The sequence below is a fragment of the Dactylosporangium maewongense genome, assembly GCF_039531485.1.
Taxonomy (GTDB): domain Bacteria; phylum Actinomycetota; class Actinomycetes; order Mycobacteriales; family Micromonosporaceae; genus Dactylosporangium; species Dactylosporangium maewongense.
In genome coordinates this window covers 293,546-306,143 of sequence record NZ_BAAAQD010000006.1, presented here as the reverse complement: position 1 = coordinate 306,143, position 12,598 = coordinate 293,546, and the positions used below count along the sequence as shown (strand labels likewise).

Here is a 12,598-nt window from a genome sequence, read left to right as displayed (position 1 = left end):
AACGGCGGGGAGGGTGGCTACGGCGGGAAGAGTGGGCATGGTGAGGGGGCCGGTAATGGCGGGGGTGGCGGTGGTGTGTCGGGGCGTGGAGCGGGCGGTGTTGAGGTGAAGGTCGGCGATGCCGTTGTGCGGCTGTCGCCGGGGGTGGCGCGGGCGTTTGTGGAGGCGTTGGTTTCGTATCAGGACCCGCGGGATCGGGGGGCCTGTGATCACTGTGGTGGGGCGCGGCTGGACGACAACTTCGTCTGTGCGGACTGTGGGCAGCCGAGTGGGTTGTTCGGACAGTTGCTGCGGGAGCGGGCTGCCAGGTTTGAGGGGCCTGCCGGGGAAGTGGGGTCGGCGTTGTGAGACGTGTGGGTGGTGGGCGAGCGACGGCTCTGGTCAGTGAACGCTGCGGGCAGCCGAGTGACGCTGTGGGTGGCCGAGTGAGGGTTGGTCAGAGGGAGCGGGAGGTGGGTTGTCAGGGCCGAGGGGCCGGAGCGTGGGGACGGGTCCGTAAGGCAGCGGGCGGGTTGGCGTTCAGGTGCAGTAGGGGTGGGGGCGACAGGGCAGCGGGTGGGTTGGTGTCAGGTGCGGTCGGGGCGGGGTGTCAGGTTTGGCGGGGCGGGCGGTGGGGCGGGGGGCGCGTCGGAGGAGGTCGGGCCGGCGGTGACGGACCGGTGCAGGGTGGCGAACTCGGTGGCGAGCTTGTCGAGGGTGAAGTGGGCGTTCAGGCCGCTCGAAGTGCGGAGAGCTGCACCCAGTGTGGGCAGTTACGATTCTTCGATGGACATGATCGCCCGTAATCCTGCAGACGGTGTATACCCGGCGACCGGCGATTATGTGCACGCCATCGAGGTGCGGGGGGCGGAGCGGCTGCTGTTCGTGGCGGGCACGATGGGGCTGGACGCCGCGGGAGTGCCCGGCGCCACGCTTGCTGAGCAGCTCGACCTCGTGTGGGGCAACATCCGCGCGATTCTGGCGTCGGCTCAGATGACCGTCGACAACATCGTGCGGCTGACCAGCTACCTCCGTGATGCGGCGTACGCGGAGGCCAACGCGGCTGCTCGGGTCGCGGCGCTCGGTGGCCGGGTTGTTCCGACGACGGCGATCGTCGCGCAGACCCTCGACACCAACTGGCTGGTGGAGATCGAAGTCATCGCCGCCGCGTGATCAGCCCGAGGTCACCACGTCGTGGAGGCGGGCGAACTCGGTGGTGAGCTTGTCGAGGGTGAAGTGGGCGTTCAGGCCGCTGGGGTTGGGCAGGATCCACAGGCGGGCGCCGGCGAAGTGCGGGGCCTGGGGGCCGACCTGGACGCGTGCGGCGCCGAAGGCGGTGCGGAAGGCGGTGACGCCGAGGACGGCGAGCCACTTCGGGGCGAAGCGTTCGACCTTGTCGCGGAGGATCTCGCCGCCGGTGGTGAGCTCCTCGCGGGTCAGTTCGTCGGCGCGGGCGGTGGCGCGGGCGGCCAGGTTGGTGATGCCCAGGCCATAGCCGGGGAGCAGGTGCTGCTCGTCGGGGCGTAGCTGGCGAGGGGTGAAGCCGCCGAGGTGCAGGGCGGGCCAGAAGCGGTTGCCGGGGCGGGCGAAGTGGTGGCCGGTGGCGGCGGACCAGAGGCCTGGGTTGATGCCGCAGAGCAGGACGTCGAGGCCGGGTGCGATGACGTCCGGGAGGACCTTGTCCGCCGCGGCGGCCAGGTCTGCACGGCTCGGCCGGTCGGGCCGGTTCAGTGTCGACGCCATGCGGACAAGGATGCCAGCGGGGGCGTGCGGGCCGGGCAGAGTGGCGGGGTGGAGAACTCTTCGAAAGCTGTCGACCTCGATGCGGTGCTGGCGCTGTGGGATCAGCCTGTCGAGAGTCGTACCGACGCCGCCGACGACTTCAGGAAGTGGTATGCCGATCCGGTGCCGGTGAACGGCAGCCCGGTGACCGCTGAGGCTCTCGCGGAACGGGCGCGGGTGTTGCAGGCGGCGTTCGCGGATCGGCGGACCGAGCTGGTGCATCGGGTGGAGACCGCCGGGCGGCTGGTGATCGGGTTCTTCATGCATGTGCGGCATGTGGGGCCGTACGACACGCCGCTCGGGCGGGTGGAGGCGACCGGGCGGCAGTTGAAGATCCGGGTGACCGACATCCTGACCGTGGAGGACGGGAAGATCACTGAGATCTGGGTCATGTCGGACGAGGTGGACGTGATGCGGCAGCTCGGTGTCATCTGACGCTAGCGTGTGCGGCATGAGTGAGCGGCGGTTGATCTCCAGCGGGTCGACGTTCGAGCGGGAGATCGGGTACTCCCGGGCGGTCGTGGACGGTGACTGGGTGCACGTGTCGGGGACGACGGGGTTCGACTACTCGTCGATGACGATCTCCGACGACGTGGTGGCGCAGGCGCGGCAGTGCTGGGTGAACATCGACGCGGCGCTGCGGGAGGCCGGGGCGGGTGTCGGGGACGTGGTGCGGGTGCGGTACCTGCTGCCGGACGCCGCCGACTTCGAGCCCTGCTGGCCGGTGCTGCGCGAGTGGCTCGGCGACGTGCGCCCAGCGGCGACGATGCAGGTGTGCGGGCTGTCCGACCCCCGGATGCGGATCGAGATCGAGGTGACCGCCCGCCGCCGGAAGGGCGGCAACCTCGGCTGGCCCAGCTGAAAGCGCCCAGCTGAAAGCGCCCAGCCGAAGCGCCCAGCCGAAGCGCCCAGCCGAAGCGCCCAGCACGCGAAGACGACCGGCAAGCCGGCAAGAGGGCCAAGAAGAGCTAGTCCGAGATGGTGATGTTCAGCGCCGCGGCCAGGGCGCGTGACAGCGTGACCAGGTCGCCGGTGCTGATCGTGGCGCCCGCGAAGCTGGTCACGCCGCCCACGCCGGACAGGACGCAGTCGGTCAGCCGGGTGCCGTCCATGCTCGCGCCGGAGAACTGGGCGCCGGTCAGGTCGCAGCGGGCGAAGGCCGCACCGGTCAGGTCGGCGCCGGTGAAGTCGGCGCCGGTCAGGTTGCAGTCCTCGAAGAGGACGGTGGCGAACCGGGTGGCGCGGAACACCGACAGGTCGATCCGGCAGTCGCTGAGCGTGACGTCGCGCAGCACGCCGTCGAGCCAGTGCAGGCCGGTCAGCCGCGAGTCCTTGACCGCCACCCGCAGCAGGGTCGACTGGTCGCCGTGCACGTTGGCGAAGTCGCTGCTCTCGACCAGGCAGTCGGTCAGCGACACCTTGACCAGGGAGGACTCGCTCAGGTCGGCGTGGTTGAAGCGGCACTGGTCGAACTCGGCGCCCTTGGCCGAGCGGGCGGTCAGGTCCAGGTCGTAGAAGCCGACCCCGCGGTAGGAGGCCTCGTCGTGGAGGTCGTCCTCGTCGACGGTCGCCAGCTCCAGCGCCTTCGGCGGCCGGGGCGCGGCGGGCGCCGTGAACGCAAAACGAGAGGGCATACGTGTGACGGTAGTGGCAGAAGTGACGATCCGCCGAGAATCGCGGAACCCGCGGAGCGGAAAATCACGCGGCAATCGCGGCGACGCGCGCCTATCCTTGCGAACGTTATGTCTGACGTGCCCCAGCCCACCGGCGTGACCGAGCCCAGCAACGAGGGCGGCGGCGAAACAAGCGACAAGACCGGCGTCCAGAGCAGCGCCAGGAGCGGCGACAGAAGCAGCGCCAGGAGCGGCGACAAGAGCGGCGACAAGAGCGGCGGCAAGAGCGGCGGCAAGAGCGGCGGCAGGCAGAACCGGAGACGGTCCGGAAGTCGTACAAACGCGGAAATAGCACCTGAGAACACCGCGGGTCAGGAGCTTCTGCGTGAGCTCCGCACGCGGCTGTCCGCGCTGATGCCGCAGGACCAGCACCGGCTCCGGCGCCGCATCGAGGGGGCGAAGAAGTCCCCGCACGCCCAGGCGATCGCCGAGGCCATCCGCGCCGACGTGGAGCGCGCCGAGCAGCGGGTCGAGGTCCGCCGGGCCGGGGTTCCGAAGATCACGTATCCGGAGCAGCTGCCGGTCAGCCAGCGCAAGGACGACATCCTCGCCGCGATCCGCGACCACCAGGTCGTGATCGTCGCCGGCGAGACCGGCTCGGGCAAGACGACCCAGCTGCCGAAGATCTGTCTCGAGCTCGGCCGGGGCGTGTCGGGGCAGATCGGGCACACGCAGCCGCGGCGGATCGCGGCGCGGACGGTCGCGGAGCGCGTCGCGGAGGAGCTGGGCAGCGAGCTCGGCGCCACGGTCGGGTTCAAGGTCAGGTTCTCCGACCAGTCCGGCGACCAGACGATGGTCAAGGTGATGACCGACGGCATCCTGCTCGCCGAGATGCAGCAGGATCGGCTTCTGCGCCAGTACGACACGCTGATCATCGACGAGGCGCACGAGCGCAGCCTCAACATCGACTTCATCCTCGGCTACCTCAGGCAGCTGCTGCCGAAGCGCCCGGACCTGAAGGTGATCATCACCTCGGCGACGATCGACCCGGAGCGGTTCTCCCGGCACTTCGGCGACGCCCCGATCATCGAGGTGTCCGGCCGCACGTATCCCGTCGAGGTCCGGTACCGCCCGATCGAGGCCCCCGACGAGGGCGAGGACGAGCGCGACCAGATCGACGCGATCTGCGACGCAGTCGAGGAGCTGCAGGCCGAGGGCCCCGGCGACGTGCTGGTGTTCCTCAGCGGCGAGCGCGAGATCCGCGACACCGCCGACGCCCTCGCCAAGCTCGACCTGCGCAACACCGAGATCCTGCCGCTGTTCGCCCGGCTGTCGTTCGCCGAGCAGCACCGGGTGTTCCAGTCGCACGCCGGCCGCCGGGTGGTCCTCGCCACCAACGTCGCCGAGACGTCGCTGACGGTCCCCGGCATCAAGTACGTGATCGACCCCGGCACGGCCCGCATCTCCCGCTACAGCCACCGGCTGAAGGTGCAGCGGCTGCCGATCGAGCCGGTGTCGCAGGCGTCGGCGAACCAGCGCAAGGGCCGCTGCGGCCGCACCTCCGACGGCATCTGCATCCGGCTGTACAGCGAGGAGGACTTCGAGGGAAGGCCGGAGTTCACCGACCCGGAGATCCTGCGGACCAACCTCGCGTCCGTCATCCTGCAGATGATCTCGCTCGGCCTGGGCGACCTGGCCGCGTTCCCGTTCATCGACCCGCCGGACCGCCGTAACGTCACCGCCGGCGTGCAGCTGCTGGAGGAGCTCGGCGCGCTGGAGAGCGGCCAGCGGCTCACCCCGCTCGGCCGCCGGCTGTCGCAGCTGCCGGTCGACCCGCGACTGGCCCGGATGGTCCTCGAGGCCGAGCGCAACGGCTGCGTCCGCGAGGTCATGGTCATCACCGCCGCGCTGTCGATCCAGGACCCGCGGGAGCGGCCCGTGGAGAAGCAGGCGCAGGCGCAGCAGCAGCACGCGAGGTTCGCCGACAAGGACTCCGACTTCATCGGCTACGTCAACCTGTGGAACTACCTGCAGGAGAAGCAGAAGGAGCTGTCCAGCAACCAGTTCCGCAAGCTGTGCAAGGCGGAGTTCCTCAACTACCTGCGGGTCCGGGAGTGGCAGGACATCTTCAGCCAGCTGCGGTCCGTGCTGTGCAGCATGGATGTGGTGCCGAACGAGGAGCCGGCCGCCCCGTACAACATCCACGTGTCGCTGCTCGCCGGGCTGCTGTCGCACATCGGGCTGAAGGACGCGGAGAAGAACGAGTACCTCGGCGCACGGGGCGCGAAGTTCGCGGTGTTCCCCGGCTCGGCGCTCTTCCGCAAGACGCCCCGCTGGGTGATGGCGGCGGAGCTGGTCGAGACGACCCGGCTGTGGGCGCGGGTCGCGGCCCGGATCGAGCCGGAGTGGATCGAACCGCTCGCCCAGCACCTGGTCAAACGCAACTACAGCGAGCCGCACTGGGAGAAGAAGCCCGCGGCGGTGATGGCGATGGAGAAGGTGACGCTGTACGGCGTCCCGATCGTCAGCTCCCGGAAGGTGAACTACGGCCGGATCGACCCGGCGCTGTCGCGCGAGCTGTTCATCCGGCACGCGCTCGTCGAGGGCGACTGGGAGACCCACCACGCGTTCTTCGCCGAGAACCGGCGGCTGCTCGAAGAGGTCGAGGAGCTCGAGCACCGGGCCCGCCGCCGCGACATCCTCGTCGACGACGAGACCCTGTTCGAGTTCTACGACCAGCGGATCGGCCCGGACGTCGTCTCCGGCCGGCACTTCGACAGCTGGTGGAAGCAGACCCGCCGGGACCAGCCGGAGCTGCTCACGTTCGACCCGGCGATGCTCGTCAACGACACCGCCGGCGGCGTCGCGAAGGACCAGTACCCCGACGCGTGGGAGCAGGACGGCCAGCGGTTCGCGCTGACGTACCAGTTCGAGCCCGGCGCCGACGCCGACGGCGTCACCGTCCACATCGGACTGCCGCTGCTCGGCCGGGTCCGGGACGCGGACTTCAGCTGGCAGGTGCCCGGCCTGCGCGAGGACCTCGTGACGGCGCTCATCAAGTCGCTGCCGAAGGCGCTGCGGCGCAACTTCGTCCCGGCGCCCGACACGGCTCGCGACGCGCTTCTTGAGTTGCCGGTCCGCGACGGGCACCTCCTGGAGGCCCTGGAGCGGGAGCTGCGCCGGATGACCGGCGTGACCGTGCCACGCGACGCCTGGGACCTGACGAAGGTGCCGGAGCATCTGAAAATGACGTTCCGGGTCGTCGACGACGGCGGCGCCGTGCTCGCCGAGAGCAAGAGCCTCCCGCAGCTGCGGGACCGGCTGGCGCCGAAGGTGCAGGAGACTGTGGCCGAGGCCGCGACGGACGTCACCCGTAGCGGCAGTACCAGCTGGGACTTCGGCACGCTGCCGCGCAGCCTGTCGCGGACCGTCGCCGGGCACACCCTCACCGTCTACCCGGCGATCGTCGACGAGGGCACGTCGGTGGCGGTCAAGGCGTTCGACCTGCCGGCCCGGCAGCGGCACGAGATGTGGGCCGGCACCCGCCGCCTGCTGCTGCTCACGCTGCCGCCGGCGGCGAAGTTCGTGCAGGGCCGCCTGTCCAACGAGGCGAAGCTCGCGCTGAGCCGCAACCCGCACCGCAACGCCGTCGACCTGCTCGACGACTGCGCGTCGTGCGCTGTCGACCAGCTCATGACCGACGCCGGCGGGCCGGTGTGGGACAGCGAGGCGTTCGCGAAGCTGCGCGACAAGGTCCGCGCCGACCTGGTCGACCTGACCCTCGACGTCGTCGGCAACGTGCAGCGGATCCTCGCCGCGTCCTATGACGTCGAGCAGCGCCTCGCCCGGACCAAGAACCCGCTGCTGCTTCCCGCGCTCACCGACATGCGCGGGCAGCTGGGGCGGCTGGTGTACCGCGGTTTCGTCACCGACACCGGATGGCAGCGGCTGCCGGACCTCGAACGGTACCTGCGCGGCATCGAACGGCGCCTGGAGAAGGTGCCGACCGACACCGCCCGCGACCGCGACCGGATGCTGACCGTGCAGGAGGTCCAGCGGGAGTACGACCAGCTGGTCTCCAGCATGACCATGAGCCCCGAGCTGCGGGAGATCCGCTGGATGATCGAGGAGCTGCGGGTGGGCCTGTTCGCGCAGGCGCTCGGCACCGCCTACCCGGTCTCCGACGTGCGCATCTACCGGGCGATGGACGCGCTGCCGGCCTGATCGCGGCCGGCCCCGGTGGTGGTGTCGGCCCCCGCTCACCTTCGCGAACATAACCGAAATTTCGGATATGTCCGCGCAGCGGACATATCCGAGCTGTCCAGCCCCTGCCCACCCCCGCGGTGTCCGGCCCCACCCCCGCGGTGTCCAGCCCCTGCCCACCCCCGCGGTGTCCGGCCCCACCCCCGCGGTGTCCAGCCCCTGCCCACCCCCGCGGTGTCCGGCTCCGTGCCGAGCTGTCCGGCCCCGCGGGGAGGGGGCTATCGGGTGACCGGTGTGCGGTCGTGTGACGGTCGGACGGCTGGGGCGAGGACGGCGACGCCGGCGGCCAGCACCGCCAGGGTCAGCAGCGCCCGGCCCATGCCGACCACGTCGGCGAGCGCGCCGATGAGCGGTGGGCCGATCAGGATCGAGCCGTAGCCGATGGTGGTGACGAGCGCGATCGACTCGGCCGGCCGGTCGGTCTCGCCGGCGGCGCTCACGGCGGCCGGGAACACCAGACACACCCCGGCGCCCCACAGCAGCGCGCCGGCGTAGGTCAGTGGCACCCACGGCGACAGGACGGTGATGAGCACGCCGGCGATGCCGAGGAGGCCGCCCGCCCGGACCGCGCCGGCCCTTCCGAGTCTCGCCGCGGCAGGTGTACCGGCGAACCGCACGACCGTCATCGCGGTGGCGAAGACCGAGTAGCCGAGCGCGGCCGACGCCTCCGACAGCCCGCGCCCCGCGTGCATGTACAGCGCCAGCCAGTCGCCGGCGGCGCCCTCGATGACGGTCGCGCACAGCGTGAGCGCCCCGATGAGCAGCAGCGCCCGGTTCCTGACCGGCGGGCCGGTCGGCCGCGCAACGGACTCCTCGAGTGAGGGCGACGGCGATGGCGCGGAGGAGACGCGCTCGTCCACGTACCGCACCAGCCCCGCGAACGTCACGGCGGTCGCGCAGCAGGCGGCCACGGTGAAGTGCAGCGCGATCCCGGTGCCGCCGCGGGCCGCGAGGGAGCCGGCCGCCGCGCCGAGGATCGAGCCGAGGCTCCAGCACGCGTGGTACCGCGGCATCCACTCACGCCCGGCCAGCTGGTCGACGGCGCTGCCCTGCACGTTCATGGCGACGTCCCACGAGCCGTACACCATGCCGAGCGCGAACAGGGCCACCGACAGCCACACCAGGTCGGGCGCCAGCCCGGCGCAGCTGAGGACCACCGCCGCCGCCACCGACATGCACGCGACCCAGGTGCGGCTGCCCAGCCGCCGGCAGACGTGCCCGGTCAGCGGCATCGACAGCAGCGAGCCGATGCCGAGCGCGAGCAGCGCCCGCCCGAGCTCGCCGGCGGTGACGTCGAGCTTGGCGACGACCGCCGGGATCCGCGACACCCACGTGCCGAGCAGCGTGCCGCTCGCCGTGAAGACGAGGGCCGTGCCGAGCGCGGCCGATCGCATCGATGAGGTCCGCTCGCTGCGCATCGCACCATCCTGCCCGATCCGGGCGGGAGCGGCACGGGTCAGAGGTCGTTGGGCCGGCGCATGAGGATGGTCTGGTCGTTGTTCCCCGGCGGCGGCGGAACCGGCGGACCCGACGGCGGACCCAACGGCGGACCGGGAGGACCCGGCGGGAACGGAGGACCGGGAGGACCGGGCGGCGGAGCCGCGGGCGAGCCGTAGACGTTCGACCCGCCCTGATACGGGGGGATCACCGAGGTCGGGTTGTCGCCGCCGGCGTTCGGCAGCTGGTACACGCCGGTGTCCGGCTCGAGGCGGTCCCTGCGGCGGAAGTAGAAGAGGCTGCCGACCAGGCCGAGGGCCGCGACGATGGCCACCACGCCGATCCAGAAGCCGAACGACAGGCCGCCCTCGCTCTTGACCGGGGCGGTCTTCGGCTCCTCGCGCGGGATCGCGCCGTTGCCGGCCTCCGGCGGGGCGATCTCCTCGGTGGAGGTGGCGGCCGGGTCGGCGGAGGCGCTGCGCGAGGACTTCACGGACTTCGACGGGCTCGGGCTGGCGCTGCCGACCACCCGGATCTTGAAGGTGTCGGTGTTGTTGCCCGGCTTCGGGTCGCTGACCTCCTGGTTGGGCGCGAGCCTGGCGACGACCCTGCCCTCGCCCTCCCCGCCGGTGCGCAGGACGAGCTGGACCGAGCCGTTGGCGGACGCGCCGCCCCGGATCGTCGTCGTGCAGGTGGCCGACCTGCCCGAGACCTGGCAGGAGCCGGCGGACTCGATCTGCACGTTCTCCGGCACGGTGACCACGACCACCACCGCGGCGTTGACCTTGCCGTGGTTGGCGACCTGGAAGCCGATGCGGGACTTGTCGCCGGCCTTGCCCTGGACGCCGTTGCCGGCCTTGGCCTCGATGTCGGCCTCGGCGGGTGCCGCGTGGGCGGGCTGGGCGACGGCGAGCGTGCCGAGCACGCCGCCGGCGAAGGCAGCGGCCAGCGCCACCGCCGCGATCCGGCGATGCGCGGCGTCGTGCCGCACCGAGCGTCCCGCGACGCGTGTCGTCGTGCTCATGTCACCCCCAAGCCGGCCCTCGGCGGACAGTAGCAGGATCCGTCAACGCAGCCGCGAGCGCCGCCCACCGCAAGGTCAGGATGCCGTGACGCCGAACACATCCGGCCCGCCGCCGCGCAGCTCAGCCCCGTGCGTCACGCCGGGGGCGGTGCGCTGACGCTCGCCAGGGCCATCAGCAGCGCGATCGCCGCGAATCCGAGGTACGCGAGGCGCCGCCGCCGGACCGTCTCGTAGGCGTGCCACCACGCGATCGCCGCCTCGCACGCCGGCCCGGCGACGAACACGGTGCTCCTGCGCCGCGGCACGAGCATCGGGGCGAGGCGGACGGCGTTGCTCACGTACACGCGGCGCGACGGCGGGGGCTCGTCCGGATGCCAGGCGGTCACCTGGATCTGGTGGTCGTCGTCGCCGGCCCCGTCATCGCCGAGGAACCAGCGCTCGGACCGGCGGGCGAAGACCCGGCCGAGGAAGTCGTCGGCGGCGCCCTCGTGCCCTAGCCGGGTGCGCTGCAGCTCCAGCCAGCTCCACCGGGCCGCGACGTCGGTGAGGACGTCGCCGTACAGATGATCCGCGTCCGCCTCGGCGCCGACGACGCGCACGGCGTCACGCCGCAGCGGCTCCAGGTGCCGCGACACGAACGCGACGTACTCGACCGGCGGCTCCGACGTCATCCGCATCACACCATCGTCGCCGCCCACACCACGGAGCGCCACCCTCCCGTCCCACACCGCGGAGCGCCACCCTCCCGTCCCACACCGCGGAGCGCCACCCTCCCGTCCCACACCGCGGAGCGCCACCCTCACCACCAGCGACGTTCCTGAGGCGCCGAGCGTCGCCCGCCGTTCGCGCAAGGTCAACTGTTGCGTGCGGATGCGATGATCGGCCCCGTGGGCTCCGCGTTACCCGTCGGCCGGGAGGTCCTCATCCCCCGGCAGCTGTCGGTCGCCATCGACGAGGGTGGCATCCGCACGGCTTCCGGCATGCTGCCCGCACTGCTGTACACGACGGAGGGGCTGGAGCGGCACGGCCAGCGGGAGATGGTGTTCGCCGTGGTCCGCACCGGGGCGCCCGCCCCCGGCTATCCGCTGTCGATGGCGCGCACCGTCCACCGGCTCGCCGCCGAGGGCAGGCTCGTCGAGGCCGGCGACGTCAGCGTCTTCAACCAGCCCGGCATCGACATCGACGGCCGGGTCACCGGGTTCGTGTACGCCGCCGCCCCCGAGGACATCCCGTCGACCGTGACCTTCGAGCGCCCGCCGCTGGTCGCGCTGCCGCTGCTGGCCGGCGAGACCGCGGTCGTGCAGCGCTTCGGCCACGCACGGGTCCTGTCGCTGCTCGGCGCGCAGGAGCGGTACTACCCACACCCCTGGTGGTTCCGCCCAGGCCGCGCCCCGGTCGTCGACGACGCCGAGTTCCGGGCCGCGACGATGCTGTCGAAGGCGCCCGCCTACAACCTGCCGTTCCTGCGGGTCGTGCACATCGGCGACCGGCTCGAGCTGACGATCACCGCGGGCGACCCGACCTCATACATCGGCGGCGCCGACGAGGAGCTGGAGGCGTTCGAGGAGGCGCTGCGCGAGGCCGACGACGTGTGCGCGTTCCTGCCCGGCCTCGCCGACGCCCCGCAGACCTACGTGTGGACCCCCGGCCAGCGCGGCCCGGCCGCGATCGTGGCGCCCGGCGGCGAGCGCTCGACCCGCATCGGCTGCAACTTCCTGCTCCTGGTCCGCGGCACCGCCGAGCCGACCGCCCGCCAGGTCGAGGACGGCTTCGCGGTGCTGCTGACCGGCGCGATGTACGCCCGGCTGCGGCAGGCGGTCGAGGCGGGCCGCTCGATCGAGATCGGCCTGCCCGCCGGCGCCGTCAGCACCCTCGCGCTGCGGCTGGAGCCCCGCCCCGGCCCCGCGACGCGTCAGGTGGCGGAGGTGCGCCCCGGCCCCGGCGGCCACTGGCCCTCCGGCAACGGAGGCGGCGGAGGCAACGGAGGCGACGGAGGCGGCAACGGCGGCGACCACAACGCCGGTGAGCGGTACCGCACCGGCGAGCTCACCATCTACCACCCGCCGCGCGCCGAGGAGGCGGCTCCGGCCACCGCCGACGGCCGGACGCTGCGGCACGTCGACCGGGGCAAGATCGTGCTGCTCACGCCGGAGGAGCAGCTGCGGCAGGCGACGACGGCGGCGGAGCTCGGCGACTTCATCGACCGTGCGAGGGGCATCGTCGACCGGGCGTTCACCGGGGTCCGGCACGGCACCGAGGAGCTCATGGTCGAGTTCCGCCTGGGCCCGTCGCGGCCGGTCGGCGTGCGGATCATGGCCCGGCCGGAGGCGCCGCCGCGCGAGCTGCAGGTGGTCCTGGAGCGCCAGCTGCTGGCGCTGCGCCCGCCGACGATCCGGTTCACCGAGGTCGCCTTCCAGCTGCACCTGCGCCTGTACGGCTGAGCCCGCCGCAGCCTGTGCCGCCAGGCCCGCCGCAGCCTGTGCCGCTGAGCCTGCCGCAG

The 12,598-nt window shown here is 72.1% G+C and carries 10 protein-coding genes and 1 pseudogene; 6 read left to right on the top strand and 5 right to left on the bottom strand.

The features are described 5' to 3' along the window. Nucleotides 1-144 precede the first annotated feature (144 nt). Together ABD332_RS17890 and ABD332_RS17885 are read left to right on the top strand one after the other, a co-directional pair. Nucleotides 145-348, top strand: a pseudogene (locus ABD332_RS17890) (hypothetical protein); the annotation flags it as partial. 417 nt (nucleotides 349-765) lie between these two features. Continuing rightward, entirely contained in the window at nucleotides 766-1,152 is a 387-nt protein-coding gene (locus ABD332_RS17885; protein WP_344503070.1) for a RidA family protein, read from the top strand. Here the strand turns inward: ABD332_RS17885 and mug are convergent, their stop codons facing one another. Beyond that, entirely contained in the window at nucleotides 1,153-1,722 is a 570-nt protein-coding gene (gene mug, locus ABD332_RS17880; RefSeq protein ID WP_344503069.1) for a G/U mismatch-specific DNA glycosylase, read from the bottom strand. Nucleotides 1,723-1,770: 48 nt separating this feature from the next. Here mug and ABD332_RS17875 point away from each other — a divergent pair, with 48 nt between their 5' ends. Together ABD332_RS17875 and ABD332_RS17870 are read left to right on the top strand one after the other, a co-directional pair. Next, nucleotides 1,771-2,196, top strand: a complete 426-nt coding sequence (locus ABD332_RS17875) for an ester cyclase (RefSeq protein ID WP_344503068.1) — start codon at nucleotides 1,771-1,773, stop codon at nucleotides 2,194-2,196. A gap of 16 nt (nucleotides 2,197-2,212) precedes the next feature. Then, on the top strand, nucleotides 2,213-2,623 hold the full coding sequence (locus ABD332_RS17870) for a RidA family protein (RefSeq protein ID WP_344503067.1): 411 nt from the start codon (nucleotides 2,213-2,215) through the stop codon (nucleotides 2,621-2,623). Between the two features lie 106 nt (nucleotides 2,624-2,729). Here ABD332_RS17870 and ABD332_RS17865 read toward each other — a convergent pair whose 3' ends face one another. Then, nucleotides 2,730-3,395, bottom strand: a complete 666-nt coding sequence (locus ABD332_RS17865; protein ID WP_344503066.1) for a pentapeptide repeat-containing protein — start codon at nucleotides 3,393-3,395, stop codon at nucleotides 2,730-2,732. A 108-nt stretch (nucleotides 3,396-3,503) separates the two neighbouring features. Between ABD332_RS17865 and hrpA the strand changes: the two genes are divergently transcribed. After that, nucleotides 3,504-7,598: an ATP-dependent RNA helicase HrpA gene (gene hrpA, locus ABD332_RS17860; protein ID WP_344503065.1), complete on the top strand. Its 4,095-nt coding sequence runs from the start codon at nucleotides 3,504-3,506 to the stop codon at nucleotides 7,596-7,598. A 257-nt stretch (nucleotides 7,599-7,855) separates the two neighbouring features. On the opposite strand, the gene ABD332_RS17855 is transcribed toward hrpA, so the two are convergent. The 3 genes from ABD332_RS17855 to ABD332_RS17845 all read right to left on the bottom strand — a co-directional run bounded on the left by ABD332_RS17855 (nucleotide 7,856) and on the right by ABD332_RS17845 (nucleotide 10,775). Beyond that, nucleotides 7,856-9,055 (bottom strand): MFS transporter, encoded by a 1,200-nt coding sequence (locus tag ABD332_RS17855; protein ID WP_344503064.1) that lies wholly within the window; start codon nucleotides 9,053-9,055, stop codon nucleotides 7,856-7,858. Nucleotides 9,056-9,093: 38 nt separating this feature from the next. Then, a complete protein-coding gene (locus ABD332_RS17850) occupies nucleotides 9,094-10,098 on the bottom strand; it encodes a hypothetical protein (RefSeq protein WP_344503063.1) in 1,005 nt (334 codons plus the stop codon). A 134-nt stretch (nucleotides 10,099-10,232) separates the two neighbouring features. Then, entirely contained in the window at nucleotides 10,233-10,775 is a 543-nt protein-coding gene (locus tag ABD332_RS17845; protein ID WP_344503062.1) for a hypothetical protein, read from the bottom strand. 210 nt (nucleotides 10,776-10,985) lie between these two features. On the opposite strand from ABD332_RS17845, the gene ABD332_RS17840 reads away from it, so the two are divergent. Next, the gene (locus ABD332_RS17840; protein ID WP_344503061.1) at nucleotides 10,986-12,539 is read left to right on the top strand and encodes a hypothetical protein; all 1,554 of its coding nucleotides are present in this window, start codon (nucleotides 10,986-10,988) and stop codon (nucleotides 12,537-12,539) included. Nucleotides 12,540-12,598 lie beyond the last annotated feature (59 nt).